The 21967-nt window shown below is 73.9% G+C and carries 13 protein-coding genes; 12 read left to right on the top strand and 1 reads right to left on the bottom strand.

Annotated elements, in window-relative coordinates:
- The first annotated feature begins 185 nt into the window (after positions 1–185).
- From A5481_RS24405 to A5481_RS33860, 4 genes are all read left to right on the top strand, one after another.
- Positions 186–1391, top strand: a complete 1206-nt coding sequence (locus A5481_RS24405) for an acyltransferase family protein (RefSeq protein ID WP_048434831.1) — start codon at positions 186–188, stop codon at positions 1389–1391.
- A gap of 331 nt (positions 1392–1722) precedes the next feature.
- The gene (locus A5481_RS24400; RefSeq protein ID WP_064504377.1) at positions 1723–3732 is read left to right on the top strand and encodes a GumC family protein; all 2010 of its coding nucleotides are present in this window, start codon (positions 1723–1725) and stop codon (positions 3730–3732) included.
- Positions 3729–4955, top strand: a complete 1227-nt coding sequence (locus A5481_RS24395) for a hypothetical protein (RefSeq protein ID WP_064504376.1) — start codon at positions 3729–3731, stop codon at positions 4953–4955. Before A5481_RS24400 ends, A5481_RS24395 begins: the two co-directional genes overlap by 4 nt.
- A gap of 50 nt (positions 4956–5005) precedes the next feature.
- Positions 5006–5227 carry a hypothetical protein gene (locus A5481_RS33860; RefSeq protein ID WP_156311777.1) on the top strand — a complete coding sequence of 74 codons (222 nt, stop codon included), beginning with the start codon at positions 5006–5008 and terminating at the stop codon, positions 5225–5227.
- Between the two features lie 153 nt (positions 5228–5380).
- Here A5481_RS33860 and A5481_RS32770 read toward each other — a convergent pair whose 3' ends face one another.
- Complete coding sequence (locus A5481_RS32770; RefSeq protein WP_082173013.1) at positions 5381–6097, bottom strand: type II toxin-antitoxin system PemK/MazF family toxin; 717 nt, start codon at positions 6095–6097, stop codon at positions 5381–5383.
- Between the two features lie 525 nt (positions 6098–6622).
- On the opposite strand from A5481_RS32770, the gene A5481_RS24385 reads away from it, so the two are divergent.
- The 8 genes from A5481_RS24385 to bcsN all read left to right on the top strand — a co-directional run.
- Positions 6623–8206 (top strand): FAD-dependent oxidoreductase, encoded by a 1584-nt coding sequence (locus A5481_RS24385; protein ID WP_245238728.1) that lies wholly within the window; start codon positions 6623–6625, stop codon positions 8204–8206.
- 91 nt (positions 8207–8297) lie between these two features.
- A complete protein-coding gene (locus A5481_RS24380) occupies positions 8298–10841 on the top strand; it encodes a response regulator (RefSeq protein WP_048432951.1) in 2544 nt (847 codons plus the stop codon).
- 348 nt (positions 10842–11189) lie between these two features.
- The gene (gene bcsS, locus A5481_RS24375; protein WP_245238726.1) at positions 11190–11927 is read left to right on the top strand and encodes a cellulose biosynthesis protein BcsS; all 738 of its coding nucleotides are present in this window, start codon (positions 11190–11192) and stop codon (positions 11925–11927) included.
- A 781-nt stretch (positions 11928–12708) separates the two neighbouring features.
- The gene (bcsA, locus tag A5481_RS24370; RefSeq protein WP_064504374.1) at positions 12709–15174 is read left to right on the top strand and encodes a UDP-forming cellulose synthase catalytic subunit; all 2466 of its coding nucleotides are present in this window, start codon (positions 12709–12711) and stop codon (positions 15172–15174) included.
- Positions 15175–15181: 7 nt separating this feature from the next.
- Positions 15182–17803 (top strand): cellulose biosynthesis cyclic di-GMP-binding regulatory protein BcsB, encoded by a 2622-nt coding sequence (locus A5481_RS24365; RefSeq protein ID WP_245239021.1) that lies wholly within the window; start codon positions 15182–15184, stop codon positions 17801–17803.
- Complete coding sequence (locus A5481_RS24360) at positions 17800–19152, top strand: family 8 glycosyl hydrolase (RefSeq protein WP_425339758.1); 1353 nt, start codon at positions 17800–17802, stop codon at positions 19150–19152. The genes A5481_RS24365 and A5481_RS24360 overlap by 4 nt, the downstream gene beginning before the upstream one ends.
- Positions 19137–21089, top strand: a complete 1953-nt coding sequence (locus A5481_RS24355; protein WP_156311972.1) for a hypothetical protein — start codon at positions 19137–19139, stop codon at positions 21087–21089. The genes A5481_RS24360 and A5481_RS24355 overlap by 16 nt, the downstream gene beginning before the upstream one ends.
- The coding region (gene bcsN, locus A5481_RS24350) for a cellulose biosynthesis protein BcsN (RefSeq protein ID WP_064504373.1) at positions 21086–21967 on the top strand (882 nt) is incomplete at its 3' end. The genes A5481_RS24355 and bcsN, both read left to right, overlap by 4 nt.

Raw genomic sequence — 21967 nt, 5'->3', positions numbered from 1 at the left:
GAGCTTAGCAGTTACACGCCGGAAATCCACCCCGTTCCGGGCGACTGGTGAATCGTCTCGTACCGTCCCGCGCCGGTTCCGCCCTCCGGCCCGCGCGGCACCGATCCTGCGGGCCGGCCATCGAGCCCCGGCCCGGCATCCCCGGACCGGACAGGGTTGTTCGAGAACGGCACGGATGGAGCACGATGCAGGGGCGTGACGGACGAGACCGGTTCGAGGCGCTGGATGCGGGGCGCGGCCTGTGCGCGCTCGCGGTCGCCTTCTTCCACATGCCGCTGGCCCACCCGCTGCTGGCGCAGGCCTGGTTCCCCAACCTGCAATTCTGCGTCGACATCTTCTTCGTGCTGTCGGGCTTCGTGCTGCTGCACGCCTACGGCGACCGGCTGGCGACCGGCCGGCAGGTCGCCCGCTTCGTGCTGATGCGCTTCGGCCGGCTCTGGCCGCTGCACGCCGCGACGCTCGGCCTCCTGGTCCTGCTCGAGGCGGTGCGCCTCGCCTACCTGTCGCACCATGCCGGCACGCCGGTCGCGACCCCGCCCTTCGGCGCCGGCCACCGGCCGGTCGAGATCGTCACCCACCTGCTGTTCCTGCACAACTTCCGCACCTTCGGCGATTACAGCTGGAACTTCCCGTCCTGGAGCATCGCGGTCGAGTTCTGGGCCTCGATGGTGCTGGCCGTCGCCGTGACGGCCGTGGGCCCCCGCGCCCGCCTCGCCTTCGCGGGCCTCGCGATGCTGAGCGCGCTCGCCCTGTGGTGGGCGAGCCCGCGCACGCTGTTCGCGATCCAGAACTGGGGCATCCTGCGCTGCCTGTTCGACCTGTTCGTCGGCGCCCTCGCCTACACCCTGCGCGACGCGCTGCGGCTGAGGCGGCCCGCCGCGACGGCGGCCGAGGCCGCGTCCCTCCTCGCCGTCGCGGCCGTGGTGGCCCTCGCGCCGCAGGCGTTCGGCGCCTGCGCGGCGAGCCTCGTCTTCGGGGCGGCGATCGCGCTGTTCTCGCACGGGCGGGGCGCCCTGTCGGACCTGGCCCGCGCCCGGCCGGCCCAGAGCCTCGGCCGGTGGTCGTTCTCGATCTACCTGCTGCACCTGCCGGTGATCCAGGTCTTCACCACCGCGATGCACTACGCCGAGCAGCGCACCGGCCTGCCGCGGACGGTGATCCTCGGGCACGACCGCTACCTCGATTTCGGCTCCGGCGGCGCCAACCTCGCGGTCGCCGCCCTGCTGGTCGCCGCCACGGTGCCGCTCGCCGCCCTGACCTACCGGTTCGTCGAGCGCCCGTCGCTGGCCTGGTTCCGGCGCAACGACGCCCGGCTGGCCGCTTCGGCCGGGGAGCCCGCCCGCGCTCCGGCCCATACCGCGGTCCATGGCGCGGCCCTGGTGCCGCGCTGACGCGGGCGCGAGGCGGGGCCCGCGACCTGTCCCGGTTTGGGATGGGCCGGCGGCGGAAACGGCTGGGGGATCGGTAACCGAACCACGACTAAGTTCCTGCCCGTGCCCTGGAGGATCAGGGGCGCTCGAACGACACGCTCCGTCGAAGGACGACTGTCGCGAATCGTGTGTCGTCGACCGGTGAAACGCGGTGGACGGAGACGGTGTCCACGACGCGACAGGATCGACCGGACGTCGCGGGCGGGCACCGCAGCTGGACTTGGCAGCAGCTGGGCTTGGACATCAGGTGGGCTTGGCATCCAGTGGACTTGGCATGAGGCAGGGGCACGAGATGACGACGGCAGAGCCCGCCGCGGCCGCCACCCGCAGGACCGGCGGCACGCTCGCCGACCTGTGGGGCTCGGCGCGCCGCCGCGCCCTGTGGATCGTCGCGAGCGCCGGCGTCCTGGCCTCGCTCGGCGGCCTCTACGCGCTGAGGCAGGTGCCGACCTACCGCGCCACCGTCGAGCTCCTGATCGACCCGCAGGCCCTGCAGATCGTCGGGCGCGGCCTGTCGCGCCAGGACGCCCCGGCCCAGCTCGACTTCGCCAACCTCGAGAGCCAGGGGCTGATCCTGCTCTCCGCCAAGCTCCTCGACCCGGTGATCGCGAAGCTCGGCCTCGCCGAGGATCCGGTCCTGACCCGGGGCGCGCCCCCCGGCGCCGACCCGGGCGTGGTGGCGCTCGAGGCCCTGCGCAAGCGCATCGTGGTGAAGCGCGTCGAGAACTCGTTCAACTTCCAGCTCACCGTCGCCTATCCGGATGCGCGGCGCGCGGCCGAGATCGCCAACACCGTCGCGGCGCAGTTCTTCGAGGTCGGCGCACGGGACCGGGTCTCGGCGGTGCGCCGGGCCAACGAGGCGCTGCTGACCCAGGCCGCCGACCTGCGCGTCCAGCTCAACCGGGCCGACGTGGCGGTGGAGCGCTACCGGGCCGAGAAGGGCCTGATCGGCTCCGGCGATGCCGGCCTCCTGGTGTCGCAGCAGCTCAAGGACCTCTACACCCAGATCACCGCCGCCGAGACCAGCCTCGCCCGGCTCGCGGCCCGGCGCGAGGTGGTGCGCGCGTTGCGCGCCCCCGACGGCCAGGTCCAGGCGGTGCCGGAGGCCGACGCCTCGGCGGTGATGGTGTCCCTGCGCACCCAGTACGCCCAGACCCTGCAGGAGATCGCCCAGCTCTCCCGCAGCCTCGGGCCGAGCCACCCGCAGATGATCGCGCTCGCCGCCCAGCGCGCCGCGACCGCCCGGCTGATCGCCGCCGAGGCCGACCGGATCCGCCGCACCATCGAGGAGGACCTGCGCCGCGGCGAGGCCTCCTTGCGCCAGCTGCGCGACCGGGCCGACCGGCTGATCCAGAACCAGACCAGCAGCAACCAGGAGGGCATCCGCCTGCGCCAGCTCGAGAGCGAGGCGGAGGCGATCCGGCGCACCTACAACCTCGTCCTCGACCGCACGAAGGACCTCGAGCAGCAGGAATCGATCAACCCGAGCAACTCGCAGATCGTCTCGCGCGCCACCCCGCCGCTCAAGCCGTCCGACACCCCGGCGCCGATCGTGGTCGTCGCCGCCGGCCTGTTCGGGGCCGTGCTCGGGCTGATCCTCGGCTTCCTCTACGACCTCTGGCGCGGCAACATCACGACGGTCGCGGGGCTCGGCGCGGCCGGCGCGCCGGTCTGGGCCCGGCTGCAGCGGCCGGGCCGGGGCGGCCGGAGCGCCGGCGCCGGCGCCGAGCAGGCCCTCGTGACCGCGGCGCGCGAGCTGCGCACGCGGCTGTCCGGCCGCAGCCAGGCGGTCGTCGTCACCGTGGCCTCCGAGGGTCTCGCCGCGGAGCGCCTGCACGCGGCGGAGGTGCTCGCCGACCTCCTGATCCGCCTCGGCGAGCCGGCCCTGCTGGTGCCCGAGCAGGCCCATGCCCGGCTCGGCTTCGGCGACGGCCCGCGGGGCGACGCGCCGGTCCGCGGCACCCTCGCCGTCCTCGATCCCGCCCGCGGGGTCGATCGGCTGATGCGGCCCGAGATCATCGTGGCGGAGCGCGACGTCGGGCGCGGCGACGGCTGGCTGTCGATCCCCGAGACCTCCGACGCCATCCTGCTCGTCGTCGCCCCGGGCCGGATGACCCGGACCCGCCTCGAGCGCCTGCTCGAGACCCTCGACGGCTCCGGCCGGTTCCGGGCCTCGGGCCTGCTCGGCCTCGTCGCCGTCGAGCCGCGGCGCGCGGCCCTGCGGCGCCCGACCGCTCCGCCCCCTGCCCCGCCCCCCGCCCCCGCGCCGCGTCCCGTGCCCGGCCGCGTGCGGGCGGCATGATCCGCGCGCTCGCCACCCCCGCCCCGCCGGCGGCCGACCGGCGCGCGCCCTACCAGGGGCGGGCCGCCTTCCTGCTGCTGATCGCGGCGCTCGTCTTCAACGCCGCCCTGTGCTTCCTCAACACCGCCGGGTTCCCGGTCTCGGGCGGCACCGTCATCGGCGCCGAGGTGGCGATCATCGCGCTCACCCTCGGCTTCTCCCTCGACGAACGGCCCGGGCCCTGGCTGATCCTCGCCGGGCTCGTCACCTACGGGCTCCTGCTCCTGGCGCTGCGCGGCTCGACCGACGTCAAGGGTGTGCGCGACTTCCTGATCCCGGTCGTGTTCTACAATCTCGGGATGCGCTCGCCGGACCTGCGCGACGCCGACCGGGCGGTGCTGGCCTCCGGCGTCGTCGTGGTGGTGATGGGACTGTTCGAGTATTGCCTGTTCGACTCCTACCAGCAATACTTCAACATCGTGCGCTATTACGTGGCCCGCGGCAGCATGTCTCCGTCCGAGATCAGCGAGCTGACCGGCTCGCTGTTCACCAGCGGCATCCGGCCGGATTCGCGCACCATCCTGCCGTTCCTCGGGCCGCACCGGGTCTCGTCGGTCTTCCTCGAGCCGGTCTCGGCCGGCAATTTCGGCGCCGTGCTGTTCGCCTGGGCGCTCTACCGCCGCACCATGCGCGGGCGGGGCTGGCTGTTCCTCTGCGCCGCGCTCACGGTCATCCTGGCCGATGCCCGCTTCGGGGCCTACGTCTGCGTCGCGATCGCCGGGGCGATGCTCGTCGGGTACCGCCTGCCGCGGCTGCTCTGGTTCGCCCTGCCCTTCACGATCCTGCTGGCGCTGACGGTCTACGGCTACGAGAGCATGCAGGTGACCTGGCAGAACGACATCGCCGGCCGCCTGCTCTGGGCCGCCCTGCTCATCACCTCGCTGCCGCCCGAGGGCGTGATGGGCATCATGCCCGACAAGGTGTTCCTGTCGGATTCCGGCTACGCCTACGCGCTGACCCAGATCGGCGTCGCCGGCGCCCTGGTGGCCTGGGGCCTGTTCGTCCTGATGCCGGCCCGCAACCCCGACGGCTGGCGCCTGCGCTGCGCGATGGCGATCTACCTCTGCCTGCTCCTCGTCATCAGCGACTCGCCGTTCTCGATCAAGACGGCGGCCCTGGTGTGGTTCATGCTCGGGGCGGCGGACGGGGCGGAGCCGGAGGAGGTGCGGCGCATGCCGGCCTGACCCGTCCTCACGCCGTCGGCCGTCTTGGAGCGGCGCAGGACGGAGTGGCGATGACCCCGACCCGCAGCGTCCACGATACCGTCGAGGCGCGTGCCGCGCGCGACCCCGCCTTTCGCGCTGCCCTGCTGGCCGAAATCGGCGAGCGATCACCCGCCGGCGAACCCGATCCCGGCGAGGCGATCCGGTCCCGAGGCGTCGACGGCCCGATGCGCATGCCCGGCCCGGTCGCACCGGACGGGACGGCGAGGAGTCGACAGGGCAAGCAAACATAAGAAAAAAGCCCCGCCGAAGCGGGGCTTTTGTTTGGGGGGAAGTCCCTTGGGACAACCCCGACCTCCGGTGAGAAATCACCTTCGGTCAGCTGAAAGGTTGGCTTTCGCCTCCCCCAGCGCGTGAGCTACGTATGGCATATGCAGCTCGGGCGGTCAACGCTCGCCGCACAAAACTGTTCCCACGAGGGACCGGATGCCGGCCAGCTCATCTCCTGAAATCGACGGCATTTCAGGTCTCCGATTAACATTCACCCGCCAGAGCCGTGCGAGTGAAACTGTATAAACGTGGTCGCAGACAGCCCATACCGGATCGGTTCTGTGGAAACAGGCATGAGATCCCGGCTCGAATTTAAAATAAGATGAGCTGTCTCCGCGCGGCGGGCTTTTGCTCACCGGGACGACCGTGCAGCGCCCGGAAACCGACTGTAGACGGGAGGAGATGACGATCGCCCTCCGCTCCTTGAGCATCTCCGGTTTGACGAGGTGTGTGAAGTCGCACATCACCACCCTGCCCGGGCTCGGAGGGTGGGTGATCGGCCTGCGCACCTCCGCATTCCGCCGTGTCACGACGGATCCGTCGAGGGCCGAGAGAAACGCTTCCGCGGTTTCGGCCGCCATCCCGCCCCTCACCAAGGCGGTTTTCAGTCTTGGCCTCTCGTACTGCGCAGTCACTTTTTCAGAGACAAAACAGTGACGCAGCGCGTCGGCAATCGGTTCTGCCGCCCGTTCTTCGAAACCTCCATCACACAATGTGTCGATGGTTGCTTCACGATCAAAGCTTCTGTGAGGAGTTCTGGCAATCTCCACAGCTCCGCCGACGGCGAGAGCTTGGTCTTCGGAAAAATCAAGGCTTTTAAGTGCCTTGAACATACGAAATGCGTGCGGCACCCGAAAACGTAAGCTCCTGCTTGAGGCGATATGCTCTAAGGCATTACCAAGAGTTTGTCATCATAGCGTCGTCGAGTTGTCGTTCGAGCGATCGTGGACGGCTCTGACAGGCTGGGGTGGTGGAATTTCTGTGTCGTACATTGATCGTGGACTCGCATCCGATAGTATATGTCGATATTCATGATGCATTCGCTTCGTGCGGTTGCGATCTTGTGGTTCGTTTCGGCAGCGTCGGACCGCTGAATCCGTGCGACCTGCCTTCCGGCCCGAGCATCAAGTCCTGGAATTCCGGTCCCGCTGCCCTCGTGAAGGACGCGGGCCGCATCCGGCAGCCGCCGGGCGCCGCAAGGGGGGCGATTTCGCAGGAACGCCACTACCGCGGGCGCGATCGGGTGCCGAAGGCGCTCCCGGCGCGTGTCCGGAGCCCGCCGTCATTCTTGATTGGCCGCGGCCCGCATCCCGGGCGAGACTGACCGGGCGGTCGTCGTCGCCGCGAGGGGGAGCGCCATGCCCGGCACCGTGTCGTCCACCGTCCCGCAGGTGCTCGTCGTCGGCGCCGGCCCGACCGGCCTCGTGCTGGCGCTCCAGCTCGCCCGCCGCGGCGTGCGCGTCCGGATCGTCGACCGGGCCGAGGGGCCGGGCACCGCCTCGCGGGCGATGGTGGTGCAGGCCCGCACCCTCGAGTTCTACCGCCAGCTCGGCTTCGCCGAGGCGGTGGTGGCCGAGGGGGTGAAGATCCCGGCGGTCCGCCTGCGCGAGGGCGGCGAGGAGGTGGCGCGGGTGGCCTTCGGCGACCTCGGCGCGGGCGAGAGCCCCTACCCCTTCGTCCTCGCCTACGCGCAGGACGACCACGAGCGCCGGCTGGCGGCCGAGCTCGAAAAGGCCGGCGTCGCGGTCGAGTGGGGCACGGCGCTGGCCGGCCTGTCGCAGGACGGGGCGGGCGTCCGGGCTCTGCTGTCGCGCGGGGGCGCCGAGGAGGCCTGCGCGGCGTCGTATCTCTGCGGCTGCGACGGCGCCCACAGCCGGGTGCGGGAGAGCCTCGGGATCGGCTTTCCCGGCGGCACCTACGACCAGCTGTTCTACGTCGCCGATACCCGCATCGCCGGCGGCCTGCGCGAGGACCTGTCGATCACGCTGGGCGCCCACGGCTTCGGGCTGATGCTGCCGGTGCGGCTCTCCGGGATGCAGCGCCTGATCGGCCTGGTGCCGGAGGCCCTGGCGGGCCGCAGCGGCCTCGCCTCCGAGGCCTTGACCTTCGAGGATCTGCGCCCGGGCGTCGAGGCGCTGATGGGCATCCGGGTCGAGGCGGTGAACTGGTTCTCGACCTACCGCGTCCATCACCGGGTGGCGGATGCGTTCCGGGCCGGCCGCTGCTTCCTGGCGGGCGATGCCGGCCACGTCCACAGCCCGGCCGGCGGCCAGGGCATGAATACCGGCATCGGCGACGCGGTGAACCTCGCCTGGAAGCTCGCCGAGGTCGTTGCCGGCCGGGCCGGTCCCGCCCTCCTCGACACCTACGAGCCGGAGCGGATCGCCTTCGCCCGCAGCCTCGTCGCCACCACCGACCGGGCGTTCCGGGCGGTCGCCGGGCCCGGCCTCGGCAGCCAGGTGCTGCGGACCTGGCTCCTGCCCCACCTGGTGCCGGCGCTCTGGGGCATCCCGGCGGCGCGCCGGCGCCTGTTCGACACCGTCTCGCAGGTCCGCATCGCCTATCACGACAGCCCCCTGAGCGGCGGCCGGGCCGGGACCGTGCAGGGCGGCGACCGCCTGCCCTACCTCGCCGCGGCCGCGCCGGCCGGGCCCGACACCTTCGCGCCGCTGGCCGACCTGCGCTGGCAGCTCCACGTCCACGGCGCGGCCGATCCGGCCCTCGCCGCCGAGGCCCGGCGCGCCGGCTGGCCGCTCCACGTCTTCCCGTGGAGCGAGGCGGCGCGGGAGGCGGGCTTCGCGCGGGACGAGGCCTACCTGGTGCGGCCGGACGGCTACGTGGCGCTGGCCGGCCCCGGGGCCGGGACGCTCGCGGCCTATCGCGCGCGCTGGGGCCTCGCCGCGCCGGCCCGACCGGCGGCGGGCGGGCGCGAACAGCGTTAACCGGGCCTTAAGCGGATTCCTGCCCTGGTTGCACGACGTGGGAGCCGCCTTCCGGGCCGGCGCTCGCGCGTGGCGCCCTTGGAACCCGTTCATGCTGGACTCGGTCCGGATCTCGCTCAAGGTGCTGAACGCGGCGCAGCTCGCCGGCGTGGCGGCCGCGGCCTTCGGGCTGGCCTGGTTCGGCGGCGCGCTGCCGACCGCCCCGCGCGGGCCCGGGAGCGAGCGGCCGGCCCTGGTCCAGGCCGCCCGGGCCTATGCCGACGCCCTCGACGAGGAACTCGCCGCGTCGATCGCGGAGGCCCGCAACGCCGCCCTGCTCCTGCGCCTCGACGACGCCGCGATCTCCGATGCCTGGCGCGCCGCACGGCTGCAGGACTGGCTCGCCCTCAACCCGCGCTACCGCGACGCGGTGCTCCTCGCCCCGGACGGAACGTTGCGCGCCTCCGGCGGGACGGGGCCGGTCCCGCGGGAGATCGTGCCGCGGATCCCGGCGCCCGGCCGCGGCGCCGAGGTCGCGGTGACGGCCGGCCCCGAGGAGGCGCCGTTCGCGATGACGCTGGCGCTCGGGGCGCCCGGCCGGTCGGACCGCCTCGTGCTCCGGGCCGCGCCCGGCTATTTCGACGGCATCGCCGAGCGGGTCCGGCGCGGCCTGGGCGGCTCCGGCCTGCTGGCGTCCGGCCTGCGCGGGTCCGATCCGGGCCGGGCCGACGGGATCCGCTTCGCGGTCGCCGGCGCCGACGGGCGCGCCCTCCTCGGGCCCCTGCCGGCCGCCGACGACCCGCGCCCGCACGAGGCCGCGCCCACCCGCGGCAGCCGCGACCTCGCCAGCCCGGGCTGGCTCGTCACCGCCGCCGCGCCCGGGATCCCGCTCGCGGGGCCGGCGGGCCCGGACCCGCGCCTGATCGCGCTCGGCCTCGCCCTGGTGCTCGGGGCCGGCGGCCTCGGCTACGCCCTCGGCGGGCGGGTCTCGGCGCGGCTGCGCCGGGTCGCCGACGAGGCCCCGGGCGACATCCTGGGCGCGGCGCCGGCCTCGCGGGTGCGCGAGATCGCGGCGCTCTCGGGCAGCGTCCGCGACCGCACCCTGAGCCTCGACGCCCGGCTCGCCGGGGCCGGCAGCGGCCTCGACCGCGTCCGCGGCCGGCTCACCACCTTCGAGGCGATGTCGGGCTGGACCTGCTGGGAGATCGATCCCGAGACCCGGCAGGTGGTGTGGTCGGATCCCGACGGGGCCGGCAGCGCCGCGGGCGGCGGCCCCGCCCCTGCCGACCGCGTCGCGACCTTCGCCGACCTCGCCGCCCGGTTCGAGCCCGCCGACCGCCCCCTCCTCGACCTCACCCTCGCGGCGGCGCTCGAGGCCGACGGCCCGCACGACGTCGTCCTGCGCACGAGCGGCCCCGGGCCGGAGGCCGGCCGCCGCCTGCTGCTGCGGCTCCTGCGCGGCCGCGACGCCGCCGGCCGCCCGCGGGTGCACGCCCTCAGCCGGGTCATCCGGGAGGGCGAGCCGGCCGACACCCCGGCGGGCGCCAACGAGCGCCGCCGCAACCTCGTCCTGCGCCGGGTCACCGACGGCATCGTCCACGACTTCAACGACGTGCTGACGGTGGTGCTGGCCAATCTCGGCGTGCTGCGGCGCCAGACCGCCCTCGATCCGCGCCAGGCCGCCCTGACCGACGCGGCGCTCGCCGGCGCCCAGCGCGGCGCGGCGCTCACCCGCCGCCTGCTCGGCCTGGTGCGGGGCGACGAGGCGGCCGCCGGCGATCCGGCCTCGCCGGATCTCGCCGCGTCCGATCTCTCGGCCACCGTCGCGGCCTTCCTGCCCTTCCTGCAGGCGAACGTCCTGCGCGACGCGCCCGTCGTCACCCGCATCCCCGAGGGGCTGCCGAAGGCCCTGTGCGGCGAGCGGCTGCTCGAACTGGTCCTGCTCAACCTCGCCGTCCACGTCCGCGACCTCGGCCTGCACGGCTTCGCGATCGGGGCGGCGGCGCATCCGGCCGGGGCGCCGACGCTGCCGGGGATGCCGGACGGTCCCGCCCTGCGGGTCCTGTTCGCGAGCGGGCGCCGGCCTTCCGGCGCGAGCCCGCGCCTCCCGTCGCAGTCCCGGACGCAGGATCATGGCCGGGCGCTCGCGACCGTGGCGCAGCTCGTGCGCGAGCGCGGCGGCGGCTGGCGCCTCGTCTGCGACGGGCGCGGCGAGGAGGCGTTCCTGGCCGAGGTCTGGCTGCGGGCCGAGGCGCCCGCGCCCGACGCGCGCCCGGCCCCGGCGCAGGCGGCGCCCCTGCGCATCCTGCTCGTCGAGAGCGACAGCCTGGTGCGCGCGAGCGTCGCCGAGGCCCTCGGCGAGCTCGGCCACGCGGTGGTCCAGGCCGCCTCCGGCGAGCACGCGCTGGACCTCCTCGGGGACGATGCCGCCTTCGACGCGATGATCGCCGACCAGGCGATGCCGGTGATGACCGGCCTCCAGCTCGCCGCCGCGGTGGTCGAGCGCCATCCCGGCATCCGGGTGATCCTGGCGAGCCCGCACGGGCAGCTGCCGGCGGCGGCCCGCCGCTTCCTGCAGCTCGACAAGCCGTTCCGGCCCGAGGACCTCGCCACCGTGCTCGGCGCCGCCGCGCCGCCGGCGAGCCGGGCCGCGTGATACCCTCGCGCCTCGGCATCGACCCGTCGATGCCGAGGCGTCCGGCGCATCGGCGCCGACGCGAGGACGGGGAAACCCTGCGGGCTTGGCCAGCGCCGTCGAACGGATCCGTTCGACGGCGCGGCGCCACGAGACCGGGCCGGCGCCGCCCCGCCGCGACCGGCCGCGCGCATGTCTTTCCGCATCGGTAAAATTTACCGGCTCCGATCAGGTCGAATGAAAGTCAAATCTTAACCGTCGTCCCGCATAAATCGGTGCACATTCGATCGGTAACGTATGGTGGAGGCGGCGTTGATTGCCTCGAATCGGCATCGAGTATTCCGCCTGCTCGGCGGCGCGAGCCTGGCCGTGCTCGCCACGACCGGCGCCGTCCGCGCCGCGGATCTGAGGGCGGCCGGTACCGGCGCCGACTGGTATACCGGCGCGCAGGCCCAGGCGGTCGACGACAGCTGGGCGATCGCCGTCGACGGGTCCACCAGCGTCACCTCCAACAGTTCGGCCTTCGGCTCGATCACCGTCACGGCGCCGCTCGCCGGCCCGCCGACCCAGAGCGGGCCGCGGGTGCGGGTCGAGGCGATCGCCGGCACCTATTCCTATCCGGGCCAGGCCGTCGCCTCGCGGGTGACGGGCTACCAGGAGGAGGGCTCGGTGATGGCCGGCTACGAGTGGGTCTGGCGCGACGCGGCGCTGGCCGGCTTCATCGGCTTCAACGCCCGCAGCAACCAGCTCTCGATCCCCGATCCCGGCAACCCGGTGGTCGGCACCGGCCTCGGCCTGCGCGTCGCCGCGAATTTCTACGCCAACCCCACCGACCGCACCATGGTGTCGGCCTACGGCTCCTACTCGACCAAGTTCAACGCCTACTATTCCCGGCTCCGCCTCGGCTACATGGTCGCCGACGGCGTCTATATCGGCCCCGAGGCCTTGTTCCTCGGCGACGACTTCTTCCGCCAGTACCGCATCGGCGCCCATCTCTCGGGCGTGAAGTTCGGGCCGGTGCAGATGTCGCTGGCCGCCGGCTACGTCCAGGACCGGGTCCAGGGCTCCGGTTATTATTCGAGCATCGAGGCGCGGGCGAACTTCTGAGCGCCCGTCCGACCTCGTCCCGATGCGCCGGAGCCTGTTCGACCTGCTCGACAGGATGAACATCCTCCCTCGTCGTCCCGGGTTCTCGCCTCCGGCGAGCCCCGGGATGACCCGGAGTGCGGCTGGCATGTGCGCCGCATCGATCGAACCCTGCAATCAAACGGGTCCTAGTCCCTCGTCGATGAGCCGGCACCTCGGGATGAGGTTGTGGGCCGGATCAAGAATCCTCCGCAGGATCGGCGCCCCAAGCCGACCAAGCGCCGAGAGCCCGATCGTCCGGCGTGAGCGGCGGCGCGACGACCGTCGTCCACCCGCCCGCCCCCGCTGCGCACCGGGGACGCGGGCGGGGCGGCGCCCGTCGTCCGGTCGCGCGCCGCGGTCCCCCCGGGCCGGAACGCAGGGACAGGCACGCCGGCGATCCGCCGGGACAAGCGATGCCCCCTGCCATCCCGTTGACGGAAGGGACAGGCGGTGCAGATGCTGGCCATGCAGCACGAATCGGCCGAGCAATCATAGGTTGATTGACGCAAGGTTGTGATCGGGCGCGATCGTTCGGCTTTCTGTTGTGCTCGCACACTGTTCGAGGAAAACATTCAGCAGTTTTTTCTGGGGCGGGAGTGATCTGCGTCAAGTGAGACACGTCGATTTGCGAGCAAATGCGACTTTTTTGCACGTGATTTCGCGGATTGATGGCTTGAGTTGCTGGTCGAAATCAGGTTTTCGTAACGAGAAATCGACACAATCCGATGGCCTAGGGGGCGGTGAGGCTGGAGAGGCGGGCGTGGTGCGTGGGTTGCGATGGCTGGCCTGGATCGGGACGACGGCGGCCGGCCTCCTTCTGCTGAGCCAGCCCGTCGGCACCCAGAACCAGCTCGCGATGAGCCTCGCCGCCATGGCGGCGATGACGGGGCTCTGGCTCCTGTTCGACGGGCCGCGGGCGCGCTTCGTCTTCCTGGCGATGGGCAGCCTGGTGGTGCTGCGCTACATCCTGTGGCGGGTGACCGACACCCTGCCCTCGCCGGGTGACCCGGTCAGCTTCGGCTTCGGCCTGCTGCTGCTGCTCTGCGAGCTCTACTGCGTCTTCATTCTGTTCGTCAGCCTGATCATCAACGCCGAGCCGCTGCGCCGCCGCCCGCCCCCGTCCGCGCCCGCCGCCGAACTGCCCGCCGTCGACGTCTTCGTGCCGAGCTACAACGAGGACGCGGCGATCCTGGCGATGACGCTCGCCGCCGCGCGCCAGATGAACTACCCGCCCGAGAAGCTGACGGTCTGGCTCCTCGACGACGGCGGCACCGACCAGAAATGCGCCGACGCCAATCCCGAGAAGGCCGCCGCCGCCAAGGCGCGGCGGGTGGACTTGCAGGCGCTCTGCGCCGAGCTCGGCGCCCGCTACCTGACCCGGGCCCGCAACGAGCACGCCAAGGCCGGCAACCTCAACAACGGGCTGGCCTCCGCGAGCGGCGACCTCGTCCTGGTGCTCGACGCCGACCACGTGCCGTTCCGCTCGCTGCTCGCCGAGACCGTCGGGTACTTCGCCGAGGATCCCAAGCTCTTCCTGGTCCAGACCCCGCACGCCTTCCTGAATCCCGACCCGATCGAGCGCAACCTCAAGACCTTCGAGCGGATGCCGTCGGAGAACGAGATGTTCTACGCGGTGACCCAGGCCGGGCTCGACAAGTGGAACGGCTCGTTCTTCTGCGGCTCGGCGGCGCTCCTGCGCCGCGTCGCCCTCGACGAGGCGGGGGGCTTTGCCGGCATCACCATCACGGAGGATTGCGAGACCGCCTTCGAGCTGCATTCCCGCGGCTGGACCAGCGCCTACGTCGACAAGCCGCTGATCGCCGGCCTCCAGCCCGACACGCTCGCCGACTTCATCGGCCAGCGCTCGCGCTGGTGCCAGGGCATGTTCCAGATCCTGCTGCTCAAGAACCCGGCCCTGCAGAAGGGGCTCAAGCCGATCCAGAAGCTCGCCTACCTGTCGAGCATGACGTTCTGGTTCTTCCCGATCCCGCGGCTCGCCTTCATGTTCGCGCCGCTCCTGCACATCTTCTTCGACCTGAAGATCTTCGTCGCCAGCGTCGACGAGTCGATCGCCTACACGGCGACCTACATCGTCATCAACCTGATGATGCAGAACTACGTCTACGGTAAGTTCCGCTGGCCGTTCGTCTCCGAGCTCTACGAGTACGTCCAGGGCCTGTACCTGTCGAAGGCGATCGTCTCGGTGATCTGGTCGCCGCGCAAACCCACCTTCAACGTCACCAACAAGGGCGCGACGCTCGACCACGACCACCTCTCGGCCCTGTCGCTGCCGTTCTTCGCCGTCTACGGGCTCCTGCTCGTCGGCTGCCTGGTGGCGGGGTGGCGCTACCTGTTCGAGCCCGGCGTGACCAACCTGATGCTGGTCGTCGGCCTGTGGAACTTCTTCAACCTGCTCACCGCCGGGGCGGCGCTCGGGGTCTGCGCCGAGCGCCGCCAGCTCGAGCGCACGCCGTCGTTGACGATCGCCCGCCGCGGCCAGCTCACCCTCGCGGGCCGGGCCGTGGACGTGGCGATCGAGCGGGTCTCGGCCGAGGCCTGCACCGTGCGGATGCCGGCGGCCTTCCTCGCCCCCGGCGCCGGCCAGCGCCCGGTTCCGGGCACCCTCGCGGTCGAGCCCGTCGCCGGGGCGCGCCCCGCCGGCGCCCTGCCGGTGGTGCTCGGGCCGGTCACCCGCACCGGCACCGACGCGGTCTGCCGCCTCGCCTTCGGGGCGCTGCGGCCCCGGGACTACGTCGCCCTTGCCGGGCTGATGTACGGCGACGCCGAGGCGATGCGCCGGTTCCAGCTGCGGCGGCGGCGCCACAAGGACCTGTTCACCGGCACGCTCCAGTTCATCTGGTGGGGCCTCGCCGAGCCCGTCCGCGCCCTGCGCTACGGGCTGGCCGGCGAGGCGCCCCGGCCGGTCGCGGTCGAGGCCCCGGCCGCGGCGCCGGTCTACGACGAATCCGTTCCGCCGCCCGCGCCGGTGCGGCCGGTCGAGCTGCCCCTCGCGGCTCCCCAGCGCCCGACGATGCCGGTGCGGCCCCAGGCCCAGGGTCAGGTCCATGCCCAGTCCCACACCCCTGCCCAGTCCCATGCCCTGTCCCCTGCCCCCGCGCCGGCTCACGCCGAGGCGGAGGCCGACGGCGACTGGGTCCGCCTGATGCTCGACTACGAGAACGACCGTGCGCTGGCCGCGGGCCGCCGCCGCACCGATGCGGCGTGAGGCTGCCATGATCCTGCGCCGCGTGGCTGCGCTCCTCCTCGCCATTCTCCTGACCACCCCCGCCCTCGCCCAGAGCTTTCTCGGCACCGGCCCGGCCGAGCGCCTGACCCTGCCGCCGGCCGGCGAGCCCCTGCGGCCTCCAGCCCCGAAGCCGCCGCCGGCGGAGACCGAGGCGGCCCGCCGCGGCGTGCCGATGACCGCGGCGGCGGCGGTCGCGGCGGCGCGGCGGTTTCCCGCCGGGACCCGGGGCTACCGCCTCGCCGGCGAGGAGGATTCGCTGCAATTCCCGGTCTACCTGACCGAGGCGCAGGCGCGGGGCCAGACGAAGCTGCGCGTCTCCTACCTGTCGGCGATCTCGGTGGCGCCGGAGGCCTCGGAGCTGTCGGGCAGCGTCAACGGCACCAAGGTCGGCTGGACCCGGATCCAGGCGCCGGGCGCCGTGAAGGTGGTGGAGTTCCCGCTGCCCGAAGGCCTGCTCAAGGCCGGCTACAACGCGGTCTCCCTCGCGGCGAGCCAGCGCCACCGGGTCGATTGCTCGACCGAGGCGACCTACGAGCTGTGGACGCAGATCGACCCGTCGCGCTCCGGCCTCGTCGTCGGGCAGGCCGGCGACCTCGACCTCAAGACCCTGGCGGCGCTCGAGCCCGACGAGAGCGGCGCCCTGCCGATCGGCGTGCTGCTCGCCGAGCGGCCGAGCCCGGAGCGGCTCGAGCGGATGATCGGCGCGGTGCAGGCGGTCGCCCTCGTCGGGCGCCTCGCCCGGCCGGCGGTCACCTTCGGTCCGGCCCTCTCCGGCCGCGCCGGCCTCAACCTGCTCGTCGGCACCGCCGCCGAGATCCGCGGCACGGAAGGATTGGAGGAGCTCGGGCCGGTCACCGGCCCGCGGGTCGCGCTGCTCGGCCCGCGCGGCAGCCGCGCCCCGGTCCTCGTCGTCACCGGCACGAGCGCGGCGGAGGTGCGCCAGGCGATCGCGACGCTCGCCGCCTCCGGCGACGGCTCCGGCACGCCGGCGGGATCCCGGCTCGCCGAGCTGACCCGGGGCTACCCGGTCCGGGGCGGCGAGAGCCTGACGCTCGACCAGCTCGGCGTCGCCAGCCGCGAGTTCAACGGCCGCCTCCTGCGGGTCGGCTTCGACCTGCGCTTCCCGGCGGATTTCGTCCCGGCCGATTACGGCAAGGTGATGCTGCACCTCGCCGGCGGCTACGCCGCCGGGCTCGAGCCGAGCGCCCGGATCGTCGTCGACATCAACGGCCGCAACGCCGCCAGCGTGCCCCTGCCCTACAGCCGCGGCGAGGTGTTCACCGACAGCGCGATCCCGCTCCCCTTGAGCCTGTGGCGGCCGGGCCTCAACCGGGTCGAGATCAGCGCCCAGCTGCCCACCGCCGCCGACCGGACCTGCGACACCCTCGCGCCCGGCGCCCGGCGCGCCCGCTTCCTGTTCCTCGACCGCACCCGCCTCGACGTGCCGGCGCTCGCCCGGGCGGTGCGCAGCCCCGACCTCGCCGCCGTCAAGGCCGGGGCGGTGCCGTTCGCGACACCGGGTGACCCGGCCTCCGGCCCGCGTCCCCGCCTGATCCTGCCGACCCCCGACCGCGATTCGGCCTCCGCCGCCGCGACGCTCGCGGCGCGCCTCGCCATCGCGGCCGGCCGGGTGATCGACTTCGCGCTCGGCAGCGACGAGCGCGAGGCGGGCGGCGCCCGCCTCGTCGTCGCCCCGATCCGCGCCCTCACCCCGGCGACCCTGGAGGCGGTCGGCCTCGATCCGGCCCAGGTGCGGGCGATCTGGGAGGGCCGCGCCGAGACCGTCGCCACCCCCGGCCCGTTCGGGGCCGAGGGCGTCGTCACCCTCGACCGGCTGCGCCGCAACCTGCCGATGCGCTGCGCCCTGCCGGCCTTCACGACGCCCTTGCGCAATGCCGCGCCGGCCGCACCGGTCCCGGCCGCTCCCGCGACGCCGGTCGCCGCGGCGGCGGCCGCCGCTCCCGCCCCCGCCGACAGCGACGCCGACCTCGTGGCGCGCTGGGACGAGTCGGCGCGCGGCTTCGGCACCGTTCCGGCCGTGCTCGCCAATGCCTGGGAGGGCCTGTCGCGCCGGGCGGCCGACCTGCGCGACCTCGCCGCCCGGGCCGCCGGCGGCCCGGCGCCCGAGGCGGTGCCGCTCAATCCCCGCGCCTCGCTGATCGTCGCCCAAGGAGGCGGGCAAGCAAGCGGGCAAGGCAGCGGACAGGCGGGCGGCGGGGGAGCGGGCCAGGGAGTGGGCCAGGCCGCGATCCAGGCCGCGAGCCGCGACGCCGGCCGGGGCGAGGACGGCATCGTGCTGGTGACCGCCCCCAACCCCTCGATGCTGCGGGCCTCCGTCTCGTGCCTCGTCGACCCGGTGGTCTGGACCAACCTGACCGGCCAGGCCGCCTTTCTGGACGCATCCGACGGCAGCCTCACCACCGTGCAGCCGGCGCGCGTCGGGCTGATCGAGACCCAGGGCCGAGGCCTCACCAATCTGCGCCTCGTCGCGGCGGCCTGGCTCTCCCTCAATCCCGGCGCCTACGTGGCGATGACGCTGGTGATGGCGCTCTGCCTCGGCCTCGCCACGACCAGCCTGGTGCGCCAGCTCGGCAGGAGGAACACGTGAGGCGCCGGACGTCTCCCGCCGGGCAGGGTCGTCGCCCGTACGCCCGTCTTCCCGCCGGCCTTCTCCTCGCCTGGCTCCTGCCGGCCCCGCTCCTGCTGGCGCCCGCGCCGGGCCGGGCGCAGGGTCCGCAAGCCCCGCAGGGTCCGCAAGCCCCGCAGGGTCCGCAAGCCCCGCAAGCCCAAAGCCCCCAGGTGCCGCAGCCGGCGCAAGGGCAACCGGCCGAGCGCGCATCCGAGGGCGTGCAGACGGCCCAGAGCCAGGAGGCGAGCCCGGTGCCCCCCGCCACCGCCGTGCCGGGCCTGCCCCAGGCCCCCGCGGCCGAGGCGGCCGGCCGCGCCGCCGGGCCGGCGCTCGCCGGCAGCCTCGGCGACGATCCGAGCTGGCGCGCCTACCGGGCCCGGTTCGTCACCGAGAAGGGCCGGATCGTCGACACCGCCAACGGGCTCATCAGCCACAGCGAGGGCCAGGGCTACGGCATGCTGCTCGCGGTGGCGGCGGGCGACCGGGCCGCCTTCGAGCGGATCTGGGGCTGGACCCGCGCCAACCTGATGGTGCGCTCCGACGAGCTGATGGCCTGGCGCTGGGCACCGGACCACCGCCCGGCGGTCGCCGACATGAACAACGCCACCGACGGCGACATCCTGGTCGCCTGGGCGCTGACCGAGGCGGCGGAGGCCTGGGGCGAGCCGTCCTACCGCACCGCCGCGCGGCGCATCGCGGTCGAGTTCGGCCGCAAGACGATCCTGTTCCGCGATCCCCACGGCCCCCTGGTGCTGCCGGCGGTCACCGGCTTCTCGGCCCGCGACCGGGCCGACGGGCCGCTCGTCAACCTGTCCTACTGGGTCTTTCCGGCCTTCCAGCGCCTGAGCCTGGTCGCGCCCGAATACGACTGGGCCTCGGTGATCCGCAGCGGCGTCGAGATCCTGCGCCGCTCGCGCTTCGGCCCGAGCGGCCTGCCGACCGAGTGGATCTCGGCCAAAGAGGACGGCTTGCGCCCCGCCGACGGCTTCCCGCCGCTGTTCTCCTACAACGCAATCCGGATCCCGCTCTACCTCGCCTGGGCGGGCATCGGCCGGCCGGAGGATTACGCGCCGTTCCGGACCCTGTGGGGCGGGATCGACCGCGAGCGCCTGCCGATCGTCGATACCGGCGACGGGCGCCCGGTCGAGTGGCTGAGCGAACCGGGCTACACCGCGCTCCCCGCCCTCGTCGCCTGCGCGCAGGACGGCACCCCCTTCCCGGAATCCCTGCGCAGCGTGCAGGACGGGCAGAACTACTACCCGACCACGCTCCACCTCCTCGCCCTGGTGGCGGCCCGGATGCGCACTCCGTCATGCCTCAAGCCGTGACCCGCCGCCTCGTCGCGGCCGCCGCCCTCGCCCTCGCCGCGCCCGCCCTCGCCGCGCCCGCCCTTGCCCAGGCGCCCGAGGCGCCGGTCCCGCGCGTCGTCTACGGCGACGGGGCGCGCGCGCCGGCGATCATGGTCGACCCCGAGACCTCCCGCACCCCCGGCATGGTCGACGAGAGCGCGCTGCGCTACTACGCCTCGCAGAAGCAGACCGCCCGGATGAAGGCGGAGATCGCCCGCCTGAAGCGGCTCTATCCGGGCTGGAGCGAGCCGCCGGACCTCGACAGCCTGCAGCCGAGCCCGCCCGAGGAGGCCCCGCTCTGGGACCTGTTCACCGCCGGCCGCCTGCAGGACCTGCGCGCCGCGATCACGGCCCGCCGCTCCGTCGATCCGGCCTGGCAGCCCTCCGAGGAACTGGCGCGCAAGCTGCGCCGGGCCGAGTTCCGCTCCAGCGTCGCGGCGGCCTCGAGCAAGAACCCGGAGGAGATCGTCGCCCTCTACCGCGCCGATCCGGGCGCCCTCGACCCGGCCGACGTCGAGAGCATCTGGACCATCGCCGACGGCCTCGCCGCCACCGGCGCGACCGAGGACGCCTTCACGCTCTACAAGTCCGTCCTCGACGGCAACGCCGATGCGGGGGCGCGCCTCGCCACGATTCAGAAGGCGATGGCCCATCTCAAGATGGACCAGGCCGAGCGCCTGATCGCCATGGGACGGCAGGATCCGTCGGGGACTTCCGAGTTCGACCCGATCCGCCTCGACATCACCCGGGCCCGCATCGCCGCCTTCCTGCACGACGAGCCGGCCCAGACCCCGACGCTGCCCGACCTCACCGCCTTCCAGGCCTATGCCCGCAAGACCGCCGAGCCGAGCCAGACCGGGCTCCTCGGCTGGTACGCCTACAAGCGGCGCCAGTTCCGCGAGGCGCTGGAATGGTTCAAGCAGGCGATCGCCCGTGGCGGCGACGCCATGGTGGCGCACGGCCTCGCCCACACCCTGCGCGAGCTCAACATGACGCGCGAGGCCGAGGAGGTGGCGTTCGCCTGGCGCGACCGCTTCGTCGGCAACGAGCTGCTCTACATCGACCTGCTCGAGCGCAAGCTGACGCTCGCGAGCCCGCCCTTCATCGAGCCGGCCCGGATCGAGCGCTACGCCCGGGTCGTCAACGCTACCGCCTCCGGCGAGGGCGCGCAGGGGCTGGCCTGGTACGCCTACAATTCCTGCCAGTTCGATGCCGCCCTCGAGTGGTTCCAGCGGGCGGTCGCCTGGATGCCGAGCGAGAGCACGGTGTTCGGCTACGCCCTGACCCTGCAGCGGCTGAAGCGCCAGCGCCCCTACCTCGAGGTGGTCAACCGCTACGACGGGCTGTTCCCGAAGGTGGTCGAGCTGCTGTTCCGCGAGAGCCAGGGCGGACCGCCGCTGCCCTGCGCCGTGCAGGGCGCGCCCCCGCCCGCCGGCCGGGCGGCACCGGCACCGGCCGCCGCCCCGCGGCCGGAGCCCCAGGCCTCCTACGGCCGCGTGCCCCGGCCGGACGCCGCCGGCGGCCGGGCCGAGGCCGTGCCGCAGGCGGTCCAGCGCGGCGAGTTCCCCCTGGCGGTGCCCCTCGACAACCCGTTGCGCTATCCGCCCGCCGGCCTCGCCCAGGCCGCGGCGCCGGGATCTTACGCCCGCGAGCCCGCCGCGCCGGCCCCGCCGCTCGTGGCGCGCCGGGTGCCCGGGGCCGGGGCGATGCCCTACGAGCGCTACGGCTACGCGCTGCTGCCCGGCTATAACGGCCTCGACAAGCCGGAGGGGCTGGGCACGGCCCCGCCCGGCACCCTGTGGCAGGAGCAGCAGGCCGAGCGCGGCCGGTCCGCCGCCCCCGAGAGCGTCCGGTTCTCGGTGCCGGCCCGCACCACCTCGGAGCGGACGCTGCCCCCCGAGAAAGGCTATCCGTGAGCGGTCGCACCCTTGCCGGAGCCCTTGCCGGAGCTCTTGCCGGAGCTCTTGCCGGCATCCTCGCCGGCCTCATCTGGGCGGGGCCCGCCGCGGCGCAATCCGCCCCGGCCCTGCGCCTGCCCGGGGCCGGCCGGGTCGCCAGCGTGGTCGAGACGCGCCACCGCGACGGCTTCGACCAGCGCATCGCCTATGACGGCGGCGACGGGCGCAACCACGCCGAGATCGCCCTGCGCAACGAGACCGGCGACCTCCTCCTCGCCTTCCCGCCGCGGCTCGCCAAGCCGAGCGAGTTCGGCATCGCCGGGGAGATCGCGGTGCGCTTCCCCGGCGAGGCGTTGCGGGTGGTGCCGCCGCGGCGCAACGCCTACGGCCCGGTCGGCATGGCGCTCGGCGCCGATTGCCTCTACGCCTGGCAGTGGTTCGAGCGGCCGCGGCCGGGCGCGGCGACCGCCGGTCGCGACGGGCTGTTCGGCGCCGCCGACCCGACCGCGCCGCGCCGCGCCCTGTCGCTGCGGATCCGGCTCTGCCGCACCGCGCAGGCGAGCCTCGCCCAGCTCGTGGCGGCGGTCGAGCACATGACCATCGCCCTCCCGGGCGACGGTGCCGTGCGGGCGGCCGCCCCGCCGCGCCCGCGGGTCCGCCGCCGCCCGCCGAAGCCGGCGCCCCGGCCGGCCCCGGCCGAGGCCGCCCCCGCCGAATCCGTCCCCGCGTCCCGCCCGCGTCCCGCGCCGGAGCGCCCGGCGCCGCGTCCGCAGCCGCCCCGGGTCGAGCCGGCGCCTCCGCCGACCGTCCCGGTGCCCCCGGCGGCCGAGGGCGGGCGCCGCTACCTCGCCCCCCGCCCGCCGGCGGCCCGCCCGCCCGAGGCCGCGCCGGCCCCC

Source organism: Methylobacterium platani, assembly GCF_001653715.1.
GTDB lineage: Bacteria > Pseudomonadota > Alphaproteobacteria > Rhizobiales > Beijerinckiaceae > Methylobacterium > Methylobacterium platani.
The sequence above is the reverse complement of the archived record's forward strand: the minus strand, read 5'-3'. Positions and strand labels throughout refer to the sequence as shown.